Annotated in this window: 13 protein-coding genes; 9 read left to right on the top strand and 4 right to left on the bottom strand. The window is 38.2% G+C overall.

Annotation, left to right across the window (positions count from 1 at the left end; genetic code table 11):
- Nucleotides 1-53: 53 nt before the first annotated feature.
- The 6 genes from Q0039_RS04255 (at nucleotide 54) to Q0039_RS04230 (ending at nucleotide 12,159) form a co-directional block, all read left to right on the top strand.
- A complete protein-coding gene (locus Q0039_RS04255) occupies nucleotides 54-1,916 on the top strand; it encodes a glycoside hydrolase family 13 protein (RefSeq protein WP_297509581.1) in 1,863 nt (620 codons plus the stop codon).
- A gap of 61 nt (nucleotides 1,917-1,977) precedes the next feature.
- Complete coding sequence (locus tag Q0039_RS04250; RefSeq protein WP_297509577.1) at nucleotides 1,978-4,356, top strand: TIM-barrel domain-containing protein; 2,379 nt, start codon at nucleotides 1,978-1,980, stop codon at nucleotides 4,354-4,356.
- A 2-nt stretch (nucleotides 4,357-4,358) separates the two neighbouring features.
- A complete protein-coding gene (locus Q0039_RS04245; protein ID WP_297509574.1) occupies nucleotides 4,359-6,011 on the top strand; it encodes an alpha-amylase family glycosyl hydrolase in 1,653 nt (550 codons plus the stop codon).
- A gap of 121 nt (nucleotides 6,012-6,132) precedes the next feature.
- On the top strand, nucleotides 6,133-6,792 hold the full coding sequence (locus Q0039_RS04240; RefSeq protein WP_297509572.1) for a glycerophosphodiester phosphodiesterase family protein: 660 nt from the start codon (nucleotides 6,133-6,135) through the stop codon (nucleotides 6,790-6,792).
- Nucleotides 6,789-8,021 (top strand): NAD(P)/FAD-dependent oxidoreductase, encoded by a 1,233-nt coding sequence (locus tag Q0039_RS04235; RefSeq protein ID WP_297509569.1) that lies wholly within the window; start codon nucleotides 6,789-6,791, stop codon nucleotides 8,019-8,021. Before Q0039_RS04240 ends, Q0039_RS04235 begins: the two co-directional genes overlap by 4 nt.
- Before the next feature lie 64 nt (nucleotides 8,022-8,085).
- Entirely contained in the window at nucleotides 8,086-12,159 is a 4,074-nt protein-coding gene (locus Q0039_RS04230; protein WP_297509566.1) for a fibronectin type III domain-containing protein, read from the top strand.
- A 50-nt stretch (nucleotides 12,160-12,209) separates the two neighbouring features.
- On the opposite strand, the gene Q0039_RS04225 is transcribed toward Q0039_RS04230, so the two are convergent.
- Entirely contained in the window at nucleotides 12,210-12,686 is a 477-nt protein-coding gene (locus Q0039_RS04225; protein WP_297509563.1) for a TspO/MBR family protein, read from the bottom strand.
- A gap of 75 nt (nucleotides 12,687-12,761) precedes the next feature.
- Between Q0039_RS04225 and Q0039_RS04220 the strand changes: the two genes are divergently transcribed.
- The 3 genes from Q0039_RS04220 to Q0039_RS04210 are packed head-to-tail and all read left to right on the top strand — an operon-like array spanning nucleotide 12,762 to nucleotide 15,734.
- Nucleotides 12,762-13,850: a diphosphomevalonate decarboxylase gene (locus Q0039_RS04220; RefSeq protein ID WP_297509560.1), complete on the top strand. Its 1,089-nt coding sequence runs from the start codon at nucleotides 12,762-12,764 to the stop codon at nucleotides 13,848-13,850.
- A gap of 15 nt (nucleotides 13,851-13,865) precedes the next feature.
- Complete coding sequence (locus Q0039_RS04215; RefSeq protein ID WP_297509556.1) at nucleotides 13,866-14,804, top strand: mevalonate kinase; 939 nt, start codon at nucleotides 13,866-13,868, stop codon at nucleotides 14,802-14,804.
- A gap of 6 nt (nucleotides 14,805-14,810) precedes the next feature.
- Nucleotides 14,811-15,734 carry a geranylgeranylglycerol-phosphate geranylgeranyltransferase gene (locus tag Q0039_RS04210; protein ID WP_297509553.1) on the top strand — a complete coding sequence of 308 codons (924 nt, stop codon included), beginning with the start codon at nucleotides 14,811-14,813 and terminating at the stop codon, nucleotides 15,732-15,734.
- Between the two features lie 141 nt (nucleotides 15,735-15,875).
- Here the strand turns inward: Q0039_RS04210 and Q0039_RS04205 are convergent, their stop codons facing one another.
- The 3 genes from Q0039_RS04205 to Q0039_RS04195 form a co-directional block, all read right to left on the bottom strand.
- Nucleotides 15,876-16,391: a gamma carbonic anhydrase family protein gene (locus Q0039_RS04205; RefSeq protein ID WP_297509550.1), complete on the bottom strand. Its 516-nt coding sequence runs from the start codon at nucleotides 16,389-16,391 to the stop codon at nucleotides 15,876-15,878.
- Between the two features lie 35 nt (nucleotides 16,392-16,426).
- Nucleotides 16,427-17,428 (bottom strand): type IX secretion system membrane protein PorP/SprF, encoded by a 1,002-nt coding sequence (locus Q0039_RS04200; RefSeq protein WP_297509547.1) that lies wholly within the window; start codon nucleotides 17,426-17,428, stop codon nucleotides 16,427-16,429.
- 4 nt (nucleotides 17,429-17,432) lie between these two features.
- On the bottom strand, nucleotides 17,433-17,873 hold a 441-nt coding region (locus tag Q0039_RS04195), incomplete at its 5' end, for a T9SS type B sorting domain-containing protein (RefSeq protein WP_297509544.1).

The following is a 17,873-nucleotide window of genomic DNA, read 5'->3' as shown; positions in this document are numbered from 1 at the left end:
TCGCAAAGTTTATGCTTTGCGACTTCTTATTTTTAGCTACAAAAAGAAAACATATGACTATAGCTACTATTTCAAATCAAAAAACAAGATTCGCATTAGCACTCCTTTGTTTATTTTATTTTACACAAAGCTATGCACAAATCAATCGAATTGAACCCCCATTTTGGTATAGTGATATGCACCATACTGATGTTCAAATTCTATTCTACGGTAAAAATATCGCCCAAAATAAGGTTAGCACACCAAATCTTATCATCAAAAACATACAAAAAACCGAAAACCCCAATTACCTATTCGTTACCGTCGATACGAAAAATGCAGCTCCGGGTTCCTACACATTTACCTTCACAAACGGCAAAAAATCATTTACTCAAAACTATAGTTTAAAAGCACGACGAAAAGACTCGGCTTTACGAAAAGGTTTTGACAGTTCGGATATGATTTATCTCATTATGTCCGACCGATTTGCTAATGGAAACCCCACCAACGACTCCTCCCCTAACTTGATTGAAAAAGCCGATCGAACCAACAAAGACGGACGCCATGGAGGAGATATTGAAGGAATTATTCAACACCTTGATTACATTAAAGAACTTGGAGCTACAGCAGTTTGGCCCACACCTTTGTGTGAAGACAATGATGAAAAAGGTTCCTACCACACCTATGGACAATCCGATGTTTATAAAATCGACGAACGTTTTGGAACGAATGAAGATTATGTGCGCCTAAGCAGCGAATTGCATAAGCGCGGGATGAAACTCATCAAAGATTATGTTACCAACCATTGGGGTTACAAGCACTGGATGATGGATGACCTTCCCACTTACGATTGGATTCATCAATTTCCAGGATACAAACAAACCAGCTACCGAATGACGACGCAATTTGACTCCAATGCCGCTGCCATCGATCGTAACGTATGCATGGACGGTTGGTTTGTTCAGTCAATGCCCGATTTAAATCAATCCAATCCTTTGGTATTAAATTACCTTATTCAAAATGCGTTATGGTGGATTGAATTTGCCGATCTTGATGGATTTCGCGTAGACACTTATCCTTATGCCGATAAACAAGCTATTGCACATTGGACAAAAGCCATTATGGATGAATATCCCGATTTCAATATTGTTGGCGAGGCTTGGTTGTATAGCACTGCTCAAATCGCCTATTGGCAAAAGGATAGTAAAATAGCCGCCATCCAAAGTTACAATTCAAACCTTCCATCGGTTATGGATTTTATGACACAAAGTGTAATTAGTGAAGGCGTTTTCAATGAAGATAAACAGGATTGGCAAAAAGGAATTGTGGGTATATATAACACCCTAGCTAGTGATTTCTTGTATCCAAATTGCAATAACATTCTCCTTTTTGCAGAAAATCATGACACCAATCGGTTAAATCAATACTATCCCGAATTTGAAAAATACCGACTTACAATGCTACTACTAGCTACTCTAAGAGGAATACCCCAATTATACTATGGTGCTGAAATTGGGATGGCTGGCGATAAAAGTAAAGGCGACGGCGATATTCGACGGGATTTCCCAGGAGGATGGCCTGGCGATCTTCAAAATGCATTTACTAAAGTTGGCCGTACACCCGATCAACAAAAGTATTTTGAACTCACGGCACAATTATTCAATTGGCGAAAAACTAAAAAAGTCATCCATACCGGAAAAACTACCCATTACGTCCCAGAAAACAATGTATATGTGTATTTTCGACACAATGATAACGAAAGTGTGATGGTGCTCATTAACAATAGTACTGAAAAACAAACCATTACCACGGAACGATTTTCAGAGAATTTAAAGAAATATTCCAAAGGTACCGATGTTATCACTCAAAAAACAATAGCTATTCAACAGCCAATTGTACTTGAGCCGAAAACCGGACTAGTATTGGAACTGCATTAATTGCACTTTTGTTTGATATAAAATAGTTGCTAATTATGTGGTTTTAACGAATCCTTTATTTATGAAAAAGACGCTTTTCTTACTGTTTTCTTTTGTGCTTACTTGGGGCCAAAACCCAACACGAACTTATGTTGGTACACAATCGAGTACAAGTTCTATTCAAATTGAAGTTTCAGACGGGATTTATCAATTTAAAGTTCTTTCCGATGCTATAATTGAAACTTCGTTTATCCCTAAAGGAGAAAAATTCAATCCAGAGTCGCACGCTACAGTACTGAATCAACATTTGGCTCAATTTGTAGCTTCTGAAACCGCAAATGAAGTGCAACTAGGAACTTCAAGATTAAAGGTTATCGTTACAAAACAACCGTTTGAAATTCGTTATACCAACCTTCAAAACCAGCTTATTTGTGCTGAAGGAGCAGGTTATATTAAAAAAGATTCTACCGAAATCCTTGATTTTAAACTCTCCTACGATGAAAAACTATATGGAGGAGGGGCGCGCGCTTTGGGTATGAACCGTCGGGGCAATCGGTTAGCGTTATATAATCGGGCGCATTATGGATATGAAACACGCGCCGAACTTATGAATTTTTGCATGCCTTTGGTTATTTCATCCAAACGGTATATGCTACACTTTGACAATCCTGCTATCGGCTATTTGGATTTAGACAGTCAAAAAAAGGACCGATTACAATATGAAACAATTTCAGGGAGAAAAACCTATCAAGTCATTATAGGTGCAACTTGGCAAGAATTACTTCGCAATTATACCGAGTTAACCGGACGTCAGCCGCTTCCTCCCCGCTGGGCTTTTGGAAACTTTGCTTCGCGCTTTGGCTATCGCTCGCAAGAAGAAGTTGAAAAAACAATTAAAAAATATGAAGAGGATCAAATTCCTGTCGATGCTATCATTCTCGATTTATTCTGGTTTGGAAAAACCATAAAAGGTACGATGGGTAATCTGGATTGGGACAAAGACACGTATCCCGAGCCCGAAAAAATGATGGGCGAATTATCAAAAAAAGGCATAAAAACCCTATTGATAACCGAACCCTTCATCTTGACCACATCTTCCAAATGGAGCGAAGCAGTTGATCAAAAAATACTGGCTACCTATAGCGATGGTTCTCCTGCTATTTGGGATTTTTACTTCGGGAACACCGGTATTATCGACCTTTTTAAACCCGAAGGTAGCCGTTGGTTTTGGAATGTATACAAACGCTTAATCCAGCAAGGAGTTGGGGGAATATGGGGTGATTTGGGCGAACCCGAAGTGTTTCCCTCCAAAGTTTACACGGCTAAAGGTAAAGCCGATGAAGTTCATAACATCTATGGACACCAATGGGCCAAACTGATAGCTGAGGGTTATCGGAAAGATTTCCCAACCCAACGTCCTTTTATACTTATGCGAGCAGGGTATTCAGGTTCGCAACGTTTTGGAATGATTCCTTGGAGCGGTGATGTGAACCGTTCTTGGGGCGGCCTCCAAAGTCAGATGGAAATCGCCTTACAGATGGGCCTGCAAGGGATGGGTTATATGCATAGTGATTTAGGTGGTTTTGCGGGAGACTATTTTGATAATGAATTGTATTTACGTTGGTTACAATACGGCGTGTTTAACCCCATATTCCGTCCACACGCACAAGAAGAAGTGGCCTCTGAGGTAGCGCGAAAAGATATTGTTACCAAGGCTAAAGCAAAAAAAAGTGTTGCATTACGGTACCAATTACTTCCCTACAATTATACACTCGGGTATCAAAACAGTGCTTTTGGGATGCCTTTAATGCGTCCTTTATTTTTTGAAGAACCAAATAATGAACGACTTGCAACAGTGGCGGATACTTATTTATGGGGATCCGACTTTTTAATAAAACCAATTGTAAATCCTGGGGTAACACAAACCGATGTTTATTTCCCTTCTACCGCCAATTGGTTTGATTTTTATACGTTTAAAAAATTCATGGGAGGAAAAAAAGTTAGGATATCCGTTGTAGAAGACCATATTCCTACTTTTGTTCGTGCAAACACTTTAATCCCAATGACTTCAGTAGTGCAAAACACCAATCTCTATCAAAACCGCATGTTGGATTTAATTGCGTTTATTGACGGGATTGGAAGTACACAACGCAGCTTTTATTTTGACGATGGCTCTACCCCAGCGGCTAATTTACAACCTGAAAATCATGAGTTTTTAGTCGCTAACTTGGAAACTAGGACTCAAAAAACAAGCATTACGCTCGAAAACAAAACCGATTCATCATTGGTGCATCCTACAGAAAAATCGGGAAAAATAACGTTATATGCTATTTCAAAAAAACCGAAATCCATTACACAAAACGGACAAAAAATCCCCTTTGAATGGTTTTCTAAATCAAAAAAATTGTGTTTTAATTACAACCACAATCAAGCAAAAACAACCCTAATTATTACCTATTAACCATGAAAAAACTCCTTTTTATACTTGCAATTTTACTGCTCAACGGAACAGTCATTGCTCAAAAAAAATCGAAAAAAAATGATTCAAAAGCACCTTTCGTATGGGAAAATGCTACGGTTTATTTTATCGTAACCGATCGGTTCTTTAATGGGGATAAAACCAATGATTTTCAATTTAATCGCAATAAACCTACAGGAAAATTACGCGGATTTGAAGGAGGTGATTTACGCGGAATTATACAGAAATTGGATGAAGGCTACTTTGATCGATTAGGAATCAATGCCCTTTGGATGACGCCAATTGTAGAACAAATTCACGACGGAGTCGATGAGGGAACCGGGTTTTCATATGGCTTCCACGGATATTGGACCCGCGACTGGACGGCATTAGACCCCAATTTTGGCACACGAAAAGACTTGGCCGAATTAGTAACCAAAGCCCATGCACGCGGCATACGTATACTTTTAGATGCAGTAATTAACCACACCGGTCCGGTTACTTCCGAAGACACCGTTTACCCCGATAATTGGGTTCGTACGCGCCCAAAATGTCAATACAACTCCTATGAGAACAATATCAATTGTACTTTGGTTGAAAACCTTCCCGATATAAAAACCGAAAATAATTCCCCGGTAGCATTACCTCCATTTTTAGTAGAAAAATGGAAAAAAGAAGGACGGTATGAACAAGAAATAAGCGAATTGGATGCTTTTTTTAATCAAACTGGATATCCACGAGCTCCACGCTTTTATATTATGAAATGGCTGGCCGATTACATTACCGATTTTGGCATCGATGGATACCGTATCGATACTGCAAAACATACAACTGAAGATGTTTGGGCAGATTTTAAAAAAGTTTGCGATCAAGCTTTTACTACTTACAAAAAAAACAATCCGAAAAAGAAACTCGACGACACGCCTTTTTTTACAGTAGGTGAAGTATATGGATATTCCATTGGAGCTAAACAATATTATGATTTTGGGGATAAAAAAGTCAACTATTTTCAAAATGGAATGACGAGCTTAATCAATTTTGACTTCCGGAATGAAGCTAAAATGAAGTATGAAGACTTATTTTCAAAGTACAATACGATTTTGCAAAACGACTTAAAAGGGCATACAGTGATGAACTATGTCTCATCGCACGACGATAGTTGGCCATTTGATAAAGAACGAACAAAACCTTTTGAAAGTGGCACCAAACTACTGCTTGCACCCGGAATTTCACAAGTTTATTACGGCGATGAAGTAGCACGTCCTTTACGTATTCCAGGAACCCAAGGCGATGCTACATTGCGATCTTGCATGGATTGGTCTGCTTTGAAAACCAATGATTACCAACAAGCCATTTTGGAACATTGGCAAAAACTGGGAACATTTCGTAAAAATCACCCTGCAATTGGAGCCGGGGTACATCAGCAAATTACTGCTTACCCTTATGTGTTTAGTCGCAACTATACTACTCCAACTTATACCGATTCGGTTGTTGTAGGATTGGACTTACCCATAGGAACTAAAACAATTACAACGGGAGCAGTTTTCCCTGAGGGAACTCTTTTGAAAGATGCGTATTCAGGAGTAATTACGGTTGTAAAAAATGGAAAAGTAACCTTAACAACCCATTCTATGCTTGTGCTATTAGAAAAAAAGTAACGCTTTTCAACTACGAATTGATTCTCTTTAATCCTATTTTTTAAACCAATCGGTTAAAGTTTCTACTAACTTGCTTTAACTACCAGCTAAAATTAGTATTGGATAACCCTATTCAACCAATATGTGGAAAATCGGACACCGTGGCGCCTGCGGTTATGCGCCTGAAAACTCGCTACTTTCATTCCAAAAAGCAATCGACTTAGGTGTTGATGCGGTAGAATTGGACGTACACCTAAGCGCTGATAATGAGGTTATGGTTATTCATGACCCAACCCTTGACCGTACCACTCCATCACAAGGTTTTGTCAACTCAAAAACCAAATTTGAACTCCAGCAATTGGGAATTCCAACCTTGGCAGCGGTGTTGGACCTTATTCAAAATCGATGCGTAGTAAATATTGAACTTAAAACAAAATCGGCTGCACAACCTACTTTAGATTTAGTGGCAAAATATTGTGAAAGTCGAAAAGCTTCGTTTCACCAAATTCTTATTTCCTCCTTTGATTGGGATATTCTAAGGGAAATTTCCCATCAACAGCCCGAATACCAACTTGGTATACTTTATGAAGAAGAATCCCTTGATGCAATTGCGTTTGCTCAAACCATTGGAGCATTCAGTATGCATCCCAATTATAAATTACTTACTTTTGAAAAAGTGAAAAAAATTCAAGCATTCGGATTCAAAGTCTTTCCATGGACAGTTAATGACCCAAGTGCAATAACAACTTTAACCTCTTGGCATGTGGATGGTATTATTTCTGACTTTCCCGATCGTATATGAAGCATTTTGATATCCTACTAATTGGAGGCGGAGCCGCTGGATTTTTTACAGCAATTGCCATTGCAGAACAATACCCTAATCTAAAGATTGCTATTTTAGAACGTGGTAAAGAGGTCTTGTCAAAAGTACGGGTATCGGGTGGTGGTCGCTGTAATGTCACCCATGCATGTTTTGTTCCTGCTGAATTAGTCAAAAATTATCCCCGAGGTGAAAAAGAACTATTAGGGCCGTTTAACCAATTTTGCACGGGAGATACAATGGAATGGTTTGAACGCAATGGGGTTGAATTAAAAATAGAAGAAGATGGAAGAATATTTCCCGTAACCGATTCTTCTGCAACCATTATCGATTGTTTTTTAACGGCTACGCATCGCTTAGGGATTGAAGTTGTTACGCAACAAAGCGTTCAATCGCTTTACCAAGGTGAAAATTATTGGAAAATCGAAACCCAAAATCAACAGTTTAAAGCCCAAAAAGTGATTGTAACCACCGGGAGCAATCCAAAAATTTGGGAACTGTTGGCTACTCTTGGACATACTATTGTGCCTGCGGTACCCTCTTTATTTACATTCAATACAAAAGACCCAAGAATTAGTGATTTGATGGGGATTGCTACACCCGCTGAAGTTGCTGTATTCGGCACAAAACTTTCGGCTTCGGGTCCACTTTTAATTACACACTGGGGAATGAGTGGCCCTGGGATATTACGCTTATCGGCTTGGGGAGCACGTTTATTAGCAGAAAAAAAATATCAATTTTCACTGCAAGTGAATTGGATTCCTGATTTTGATTTTGCAACTTGTATCGATTATTTAAAAGGAATTCGAACGGAACAGCCCAAAAAAACAGTTGCAAAAAAAGCACCATTTGTGTTACCCAATCGCCTTTGGGAAAAACTCGTACTTGCTTCGGGCATTTCAGTTGATCAAAAATGGGCCGATATAAATAATCCACAACTTCAGCAACTCGCACAACAACTTACCCAAAGTAAATTTCAAATTAATGGCAAAAGCACATTTAAAGAAGAATTTGTTACGGCAGGTGGAATTGATTTAAAAGAAGTTAATTTTAAAACGATGGAGAGTAAATTACTGCCAAATCTCTATTTTGCTGGAGAAGTACTCAATATTGATGCCATTACGGGAGGGTTTAATTTTCAAAATGCTTGGACGGGAGGTTTTATTATTGCGAATAATCTTTTATTTAATTTTTCAGAAAAAGGCAAATAGTTTTTGAACATTTGTTAAATATTTAAAAATCAGTGTATATTTGTTATACAAAACCAAACCAAACATGAAAAAACAACTACTTCTGACTTTTATAGTCCTAATGTTTGCCCCCTTTGCTTTATTAGCACAAAATACAACTACCTATACTTGTGGTCAATCCTTTTTTGACTCGGGTGGACCCAATAATGATTATGGTAACAATGAAAATACCATTTCATATATTATGCCGCCAAGTGCCACAGGATTTCAATCTATTCTTGCACTAACTTCAGTTTCAATTAGTGATGGGGATACCTTAACGATTTATGATGGCCCTTCACAAAACGCACCCATACTTTCAGTAATTACGAATGTAACAAATGAACAATACAGTTTTATTGCTAGTAACTTTTCAGGACAACTTTGTGTAGAATTTGTTTCAAATAGTGATGCGGTTTCTTCGGGATGGATCGGAACAATAGATTGTCTTCAAACTAGTTGTAACCCGCCGACACAAATAACTGTCACTACACCTTCGGCTACTCAAGTAATTTTAAATTGGGCCAATACAAATGTAATTGCCAATCAATGGGAAGTACTTATATTACCTGTTGGATCGACTCCTTCCCCAACATCACAAGGTGTATTGGTTACAACTCCATCATACACTACATCGTTAAATCCAGGCGTATACAATGTATTTATTCGAACTATTTGTAATGGAAGTATAAGCATATGGTCTACACCCACAACATTTACATTAACTACAACGCAACCCTGCTCACTCCCTACAAACTTTAGTGTTTCATCAATAACCGCAACAGGAGCTGCTTTTGCATGGACAGCTCAAGGAGCTGCATTACAATGGGAAATAGTTGTTCTTCCGCAATCGGCAGGTTTACCAACAGCGTCTTCTACAGGTACGGTAGTTTCTCAAAGTCCATTTTTAGCTACGGGACTTACGGCAAATACCCAATATAATTTCTTTATTCGATCTTTGTGCAGCAATAGTACATCGGCTTGGTCTACAGGCACCTACTTTCAAACGAGTCAATCGCCTGTTATTTCACCTAATTGTGGGGAAATTTTTGTTGATAATGGAGGAGCAAATGCCAACTACGCTAACAATTCTAACAATACCTATGTAATCTGTCCCAATACGACAGGACAAGTAGTTACAGTAATTTTTAGTAGCTTTAATGTTGAAGCATTATGGGATGGATTGTATGTATACAATGGGAATTCAATCAATGCGCCTCAAATCGCAAGTGCCAATAATGGGAACAATATCCCAGGGGGTCTACCCGGAGCTTATTGGGGGACAACAATTCCTGGACCATTCACTTCAACTGCTTCCGACGGTTGCTTGACCTTTCGTTTTGTTAGCGACAATGTTGTTCAAAGTGAAGGATGGGTGGCCAATGTAACTTGTGCAGCAGCAGCAACCTGTATTGCCCCAACCAATTTAATTGCAACCAATATCAACACTGGGAGTGCTGTTATAAATTGGGCTTCAAATGCATCAAACACAACGCAATGGGAAGTTGTGGTTACACCTTGTACAGTTACTGCTCCTTCGCCAAATTTCCCATCCCTATTTGTAACAAGCACTCCTTATACAATAACCGGTTTAAATCCAGCTACTTGCTATAATGTATTTGTACGTTCAATTTGCAGCAATAATGAAGTAAGTGCATGGTCGTTTAATACTTTCACAACTTTAAACGCTTCACCAACATGCGGAAGTCTTTTTATTGATGCAGGGGGAGCCAATGCCAACTATGCCAACAATAGTGATAGCACAACTACGATTTGTCCAACAAATTCAGGCGAAGTAGTTACTGTAACCTTTACTAGCTTTGCAACAGAAGCCAATTGGGATGCATTATATGTATTTAATGGAAATTCTATCAATGCACCTATGTTTCCTAGTACTAATGGAGCAGCCAATGTTCCTGGTGGTTTAGCTGGTGGTTATTGGGGAACATTAACCGGCACAAATTTACCATCTTTCACTTCTACAGCTACCGACGGATGTTTAACCTTCCGTTTTCGTAGTGATGGATCAGTAAATGCAGCGGGTTGGGTTGCCAATGTAACGTGTAGTGCACCTCCAACATGTTTTAAACCTACGGCACTTGTTGCTTCAAATATTGCGCAAACGAGTATGACTGTTAGTTGGACTCCTGCATCTACATCTGATAACCAATGGGAAGTATTTGCTTTACCTTGCGGTACTACTCCTCCTTCAGCAACTTCAACAGGAGGTATTATCACAACAACTCCTTCAATAAATTTAACAGGATTAAACGAAAGTACCTGTTATACCCTATATGTTCGAACCATTTGTTCACCTACTGACGCTAGTGCTTTTGCAATTTTGTCTAATCTTACTACATTACAAACTCCACCCGTATGTGGAGGAACATTTGTTGATGCTGGTGGAGTCAATGGTAACTATCCCAATAATTCAAATATTACCTATACTATTTGTCCAACAATTGTTGGAGAACTGGTTACCGTCACTTTTACTTCATTTAATACCGAAGCCAATTGGGATCCATTATATGTATATAACGGAAACTCTACTGCCGCTCCTATGATTGCTAGTGCCAATGGTGCAGGAAATACTGCTGGTGCTGTAGCAGGTGGATATTGGGGCAATGCAATACCAGGTCCATTTACATCGAGTAGCCCAGATGGCTGTTTGACCTTTAAATTTTTAAGTGATGCTTCTATTACACAATCGGGTTGGACGGCTAATGTTACATGTACTCCCGACCAGCCTAAAATTTTAGTAATCGCCTTTGTTGATCTAAATAATAATGGCGTTCAAGATCAAGGAGAACCCAACTTCCCAAGTGGAAACTTTGTTGTACAACAAAATAACTCCGGAACAAATACAATGGTGTATGCTCCATCGGGCGCGTATACAATTTATGATGCCAATCCTAATAACTCCTATGATATTAGTTATGAAGTTTTAACTGAAGCTCAGCCCTATTTTGCTGGAAATGGATTTACTGTAAATGACATTTCAATTCCTGCAACTGGTGGAACGCAAGTTTTCTATTTTCCAATTACCAACATCCAAGCGTATAGTGATGTTGAAGTAAGTTTAAGTCCATATGGAGCACCTCCTCGTCCGGGCTTAAATTATATGCAACGCTTAACAATTAAAAACAATGGTATTGCTGCAGCTTCAGGTACGGTAACCTATTCTAAGCCTGCTCCTGTTACTGTAACTACGATTAGTCAGAATGGCACTGTAGCTAATGCCAATGGCTTTACGTATGCTTTCACAAATTTAGCACCCAACCAAACAATAGTAATGTATATCACATTATCGGTTCCAGCAGCGCCAACGGTAAATATGAATGCCATTTTAACGGCAACTGCTGCAGTTAACTCTGGGAATGATATCAATGCACAAAACAATAATGCATCATTATCGCAAATTGTTGTAAATTCTTGGGATCCAAATGACAAAACTGAAGCGCATGGTGATAAAATACCTTTTAGTGCATTTACACAAAATGACTATTTATTTTATACGATTCGATTCCAAAATATGGGTACAGCCAATGCAATTGATGTCCGAATTGAAGATGATTTGAGTCCGCTAATCGACGAAGAAAGTATACGAATGGTCAGTTCAAGTCATAATTATGTAATGACTCGTGAAGGAAATCATGTGGAATGGAACTTTTCGAATATCCAATTAGTTCCCGAGATTGTTAGTCCAGAAGCTAGCCAAGGATTTGTAACTTTTCGTGTTCAATTAAATCCTGGCTTCCAGGTAGGGACCATTGTACCTAACACCGCATCGATTTACTTTGACAGCAATCCAGCCATTGTAACCAATACATGGACTACTAAATTTACTGCTCCGCTTGGGTTAAATAATCCAGAGTATGTAGCATTCATAATGTATCCAAACCCAGCTAATCACGAAATCACTTTGACGAGTGATATCAATGGTGAACTTTTACAAGATGTTGTAATCTATGACCTCTTAGGGAAAACTGTCAAAGCTGTTCGTCAACTAAACACTAATACGACAACCTTGTCAATTGATACGTTAGCACAAGGTGTTTATACCGTAGAAATTACGAGCATGAGTGGTTTGCGTTTAACACAAAAACTAGTGGTTCGATAATAACTCTGTACCATAAAATAAATAAAGCCGTTCAATGAACGGCTTTATTTTTATCGATTTAACCACCAAATAGCGCCATTGAGCAGCGTTGCAAAACCAACCCAAGCTAAATAAGGTATAAGTAATTTCCCAGCCCATCTGTTTATTTTTTTAAATTGAGTATACGTTTCAAATATGAGTAACCATAACAAAACGATCTCAATTAAAGCTAGCAAAGGATTGCATAGCACGAAAAACAAATACGACCACATGGCATTTAATCCAAGTTGAATTACAAAAAACAAAAAACCCTTTTTAACACCTTCAGGGTTCGTATCGTGTTGGTTCCACACAAGTCCGCCCGCTATACCCATAAAAATATACAGTAGCGTCCAAACCGGACCAAATACCCAATTGGGTGGATTAAAGAAAGGTTTAACCAATGTAGGGTACCATGTTTTTATTCCTTCTTGAGTAGCCATTCCCGACAAATAGCCAACCACTAAAGAGGTCATTACAACCAATCCAATACGTAAATAGCGTTGCATATCTTTTTTTTGGTAAAGATACTAAAGCCAAGCGTCACGCAATTTTTCTTTTTATCTTTGTTCAAAAAAAATGCTATGCCTTCAACTGAAGATTTTATTTTTAAAGGAATTTACAACGCTCAACAATCGGGAGAAAGTATATGGTCTGCCCCTAGTAATATTGCTTTAGTAAAGTATTGGGGTAAAAAAGAAAACCAAATTCCGGCCAATCCCTCTCTAAGCTTTACATTGCGTAACTGTAAAACCGAAACCCGCATAGCCTTTACACCAAAGGTAACCGATTCACGTTTCTCCTTTGATTTTTTATTTGAAGGAACCGCTAAAGCAAGTTTCCGACCTAAAATTGAAACCTATTTTGAACGAATAGCACCGTATTGTCCATATGTAAACGACTTTCATTTTGCAATTGACTCCTTAAATACGTTTCCACACAGTTCGGGAATAGCCTCTTCTGCTTCGGGCATGGCTGCGCTATCGGTAAATATAATGGACTTAGAAAAACAACTGAATCCGGAGATGTCAATGGATTTCTTTTGGCAAAAGGCCTCGTTTTTAGCTCGATTAGGCTCTGGAAGCGCTTGCCGTAGTTTAAAAGGTTCATTGGTGGTTTGGGGAGAACATCCCGAAATTGAGGGCAGTTCAAATTTATATGGCGTTGAATTTCAAAAAACTACGCACTCGAATTTCAAAAATTATCAAGATACTATTTTACTCGTCGATAAAGGTGAAAAACAGGTTTCGAGTTCTGTTGGACATGATTTAATGCACAACCATCCTTTTGCACAAAAGCGATTTGAACAGGCGCATCAGAATTTAACTTCCCTTCAAGAACTTCTTGTTTCGGGTGATTTGGAACAATTTATTCAGCTAATCGAAAGCGAAGCATTGACCTTACATGCTATGATGATGACCTCAATGCCTTATTTTATTTTGATGAAGCCCAACACATTGGAAATACTAAATCGAATCTGGAATTTCCGTCGCGAAACTAAAATTCCGATTGGTTTCACGCTAGATGCGGGTGCAAATGTTCATGTTTTATATCCCGAAAACGATAAAGCTAACGTTTTACAATTTATTCAGTCCGAATTAGTTGGCTATTGTCAAAAGGAACAGTATATTTGTGATGAAATTGGAAACGGAGCACAAAAAATTGAACGCTAACGGATTACTTTAATTATGAAAGGACCGCTATTTTATTCCAAAATTTTACTTTTCGGCGAATATGGAATTATAAAAGATTCTAAAGGTTTGTCAATCCCCTACAATTTTTATAATGGCGCATTAAAAATCGATGGCACTTCTACTCCAGAAGCGATTCAATCGAACGCTAGTTTGAAAAAATTTGTGACGTATTTGGAGCAATTGCAAACAGAACAACCCGAGCTAGTTCAGTTTCAATTGACAACTTTACAAACCGATGTTACTGCCGGCATGTATTTTGATTCCAGTATACCTCAAGGTTATGGTGTTGGGAGTAGCGGCGCATTAGTTGCTGCGATTTATGATAAATATGCACTTCATAAAATTACCGTACTAGAAAATCTAACTCGAGAAAAATTACTCCAATTAAAAACGATCTTTTCCCAAATGGAATCTTTTTTTCATGGTAAAAGTTCGGGGTTAGACCCACTTAATAGCTATTTGAGCATTCCGATTTTAATTAACTCCAAAGATCATATTGAAGCTACGGGTATTCCCTCACAAAGCGCAGAAGGTAAAGGAGCTGTCTTTTTATTAGATTCGGGTATCGTTGGTGAAACCGCGCCCATGGTCAACCTATTTATGGAAAACCTAAAAGATCAAGGATTTCGTAAAATGCTTAAAAATCAGTTCGTTAAACATACCGATGCTTGTGTAGAAAACTTTTTGGGAGGCGATTTCAAAGCGCTATTTGACAATACCAAAAAATTATCGAAAGTGGTGCTAAACAACTTCAAACCTATGATTCCTGAGCAATTTCATGGGGTTTGGCAAAAAGGCCTAGAAACCGATGATTACTACTTAAAATTATGTGGTTCTGGCGGCGGCGGCTACATTTTAGGCTTTACTCAAGATCTTGAAAAAGCACAAAACGCTTTAAAAGACTACAAGCTCGAAGTCGTATATCAATTCTAAATCCAGATGTTGTTATCGCGTCGTAAAACCAAACGTATGATGATGAAAATCATCAGTATGTTTTCTGTGGTTCGCGGCTACAATATTCCTGTGGTAATCGCAGCGCAATATCTCTCAGCAATCTATATTTTTGCACCCCACAAGCGCGCTTTATCAGTGGTTTTTGATAGTGGATTATTTTTAATCGTACTTGCCTCCTCTTTAGCCATAGCATCGGGCTATATTATTAATAATTTTTACGACAGTAATAAGGATTTAATTAATCGCCCTTCAAAGTCGATGCTGGATCGCTTGGTAAGTCAGAAAACCAAACTTCAAGTCTATTTTACATTAAATTTTGTGGTGGCTCTGTTGGCTATTTTTATTTCATGGCGCGCGGTAATTTTCTTTTCAAGCTATATTTTTTTAATATGGTTTTACTCTCACAAATTAAAAAAATACGCAATCATTGGCAATCTTACGGCGGCTTTATTGGCGGTTATACCCTTTTTTGCAATCCTTTTATATTATAAAAATTTCTATCCGCAAATTGTTGCGCATGCTTCTTTTTTAGGCATTTTAATTGTAATGCGTGAAATCATTAAAGATTTAGAAAACCTACAAGGAGATTTGGCAAACGGCTACCAAACAATTCCTGTAAAATATGGTGAAGCAACGGCTCGAAAGGTATTGATTGGCTTATGTCTATTTACCGTACTCCCATTATACACTTTAATTGAAGTTTTTGACGTTGGATATATGGATCTTTACTTTTATGGTGCTGCATTATTCCTAATCAGTTTTGCAGTTTTAGTAATGCGGGCAGTTACTAAAAGTGATTACCTCAAACTCCATGTAATTTTAAAGTTTTTGATCGTAACTGGCGTTTTTAGTATTGTTCTTATAAATCCAAAAGTACTAGAAAACGGACGCAATTTATTACCTTTTTAGGAGCCCTAATATCGACTCTTTAAAACATATCCTCCCGCTTTTGCCTTTATCACTCGCTCCTAAAGTCGGGCGTGGATACCGGCGCAATCGGGGCTACTTTATCACGTCTTTTATCCTAAATAGATGCTATAAATGGGGTACTTATTCTTTAAACCATTCCGAATACATAACGTAATTGTTTGAAATACGCTGGATTTCTCCGGCAAACGCCGATGCATCAATTGCTTTCACTTTTTTGGCAGGAACTCCTGCATAAATCGTTCCCGATTCTACAACGGTATTTTGTGTAACTACAGCACCCGCTGCAACAATAGCATTCGATTCAACTATGCAACCATCCATAACAATCGCGCCCATGCCAATTAAAACATTGTCATGCAATGTACATCCATGTACAATTGCATTATGTCCGATAGAAACATTATTGCCAATTACGGTTGAATGCTTTTGGTAGGTAGCATGAATAACAGCGCCGTCTTGGATATTTACTTTGTTCCCAATAGTAATTGAATTTACGTCACCGCGCACTACTGCATTAAACCACACACTGCATTGTTCGCCAAAGGAAACCGCACCTACTATAGTAGCGTTTTCAGCCACGTAACAATCTTCTGGAATTAGTGGGGAAATTCCCCGAACTGCTTTGATAATTTTCATAAAAAAAGAATCCCGACGAATCGGGATTATAAGTATTAGTTAACTGCTGGACAATTACAGTGGTATTTTTCTGGTTTGCAGAACAAATTCATTCCTAAAGTAATTTGGTGAAAACCTCCGTCATCAAATTTTACATTACCCATCAAATGAGAATAGGTATACGATAACATAAAACTCTTATAATTAACCCCTAAAATTGGCGTTATGTATTGCATTTTTTGATTATTAACTGCAACTCCTTCAATATAATCGGCACCATCTAAACTTGTTCGATAGGAAATACCGCCCCACAATTTTCCAAATTCTAGATTTTTATACGCTTTTATATTTAGATCTAAAGCGGTTTCTTTGGTTTGAAAAACATGTTGCAACATAAAAGAAGGCTCCCACTGAATAGTTTCTGCATCACCAAAGGTGTAACCCATATTATAGATCAAACGTCTTAAGTTGGTAGGCTCACGATCGGTATATAAACGACGGGCATTCGCTACAGCGTTTTTCACCGTTAAATGTGCATAAAAATCCAAATAATTATACGATGCACCAATATCCATATTAAAATAAGAAGCTTTTTGTACTATTGTTCCATCAATAATTGGATCATAAGTTGGGTTATTGATTAAAAAATCTGTTTCATCCAATAAACTCTGCGCAAAACCTGCATTAATACCAAAAGATAATTGGTTTAAATCAATATTGTCACGTGAAAACATGATGTGGTGTGCATAGGCAAGTCGCATTCCTTTTTGAGAATGATAACCATTTTTATCATTAATCAAAATAATACCCATCCCGTCTTTTTCCGATAAACTTCCGTTAAAACTCAAGGTTTGCAATGCGGGCGCATCTTCTTGACCAAACCATTGCTGACGAGCAGTCATTCGTAATTTAGCACAGCTTGCTGCTCCAGCCATAGACGGATGAAGTAAGAAATAATTGTCTGAGAGATAATCCGAATAAACTGGTAAAATCTCTTGTGAGAAAACTGGTTTAGCAAAAAGTAGTCCAATCAGGAGGAGCAATTGTCTCAATTTCATTGTATTATCGTTTTAATGAGAAATGGGCTTTAAATTCTTTAGTTACATTATTTTCAAGGAATTCTACTTTAAACCAGTAGTCGGAAGAAGGCATCAAGGCTCCGTTATAGGTTCCGTTCCATCCCTCACTTGCAGGACTGATTTGTTTCAATAGTTTTCCTTGTCGGTCAAATATATAAATTTTTGCGTTTAATTGACCACTTAATCCTACAATATTCCAAGTATCATGAATTCCATCGCCATTCGGCGTGAAGTAATGCGGATAATCAATAATGGAAACACCGGTAATTACTAGCGGATCACAGCTGTTATCAATACCTCCTTCAGTATCCCAAACCGTGATGGTGTGCTGGCCTAAGGGTACGTTTTCAAACACATTCGAACTTTGTCGTGGTCCGTCGTCTAAACTATAGGCATAGGTTCCGTATCCGTTAACCGTTACCGT

The organism is Flavobacterium sp., from assembly GCF_027484945.1.
Taxonomy (GTDB): Bacteria; Bacteroidota; Bacteroidia; order Flavobacteriales; family Flavobacteriaceae; genus Flavobacterium.
The sequence above is the reverse complement of the archived record's forward strand: the minus strand, read 5'-3'. Positions and strand labels throughout refer to the sequence as shown.

Excerpts from the sequence above, each read along its gene's own strand:
- Q0039_RS04255 (WP_297509581.1), top strand. The coding sequence starts at position 54 with ATGACTATAGCTACTATTTCAAATCAAAAAACAAGATTCGCATTAGCA.
- Q0039_RS04250 (WP_297509577.1), top strand. The coding sequence starts at position 1,978 with ATGAAAAAGACGCTTTTCTTACTGTTTTCTTTTGTGCTTACTTGGGGC.
- Q0039_RS04245 (WP_297509574.1), top strand. The coding sequence starts at position 4,359 with ATGAAAAAACTCCTTTTTATACTTGCAATTTTACTGCTCAACGGAACA.
- Q0039_RS04240 (WP_297509572.1), top strand. The coding sequence starts at position 6,133 with ATGTGGAAAATCGGACACCGTGGCGCCTGCGGTTATGCGCCTGAAAAC.
- Q0039_RS04235 (WP_297509569.1), top strand. The coding sequence starts at position 6,789 with ATGAAGCATTTTGATATCCTACTAATTGGAGGCGGAGCCGCTGGATTT.
- Q0039_RS04230 (WP_297509566.1), top strand. The coding sequence starts at position 8,086 with ATGAAAAAACAACTACTTCTGACTTTTATAGTCCTAATGTTTGCCCCC.
- Q0039_RS04225 (WP_297509563.1), bottom strand. The coding sequence starts at position 12,686 with ATGCAACGCTATTTACGTATTGGATTGGTTGTAATGACCTCTTTAGTG.
- Q0039_RS04220 (WP_297509560.1), top strand. The coding sequence starts at position 12,762 with ATGCCTTCAACTGAAGATTTTATTTTTAAAGGAATTTACAACGCTCAA.
- Q0039_RS04215 (WP_297509556.1), top strand. The coding sequence starts at position 13,866 with ATGAAAGGACCGCTATTTTATTCCAAAATTTTACTTTTCGGCGAATAT.
- Q0039_RS04210 (WP_297509553.1), top strand. The coding sequence starts at position 14,811 with ATGTTGTTATCGCGTCGTAAAACCAAACGTATGATGATGAAAATCATC.
- Q0039_RS04205 (WP_297509550.1), bottom strand. The coding sequence starts at position 16,391 with ATGAAAATTATCAAAGCAGTTCGGGGAATTTCCCCACTAATTCCAGAA.
- Q0039_RS04200 (WP_297509547.1), bottom strand. The coding sequence starts at position 17,428 with ATGAAATTGAGACAATTGCTCCTCCTGATTGGACTACTTTTTGCTAAA.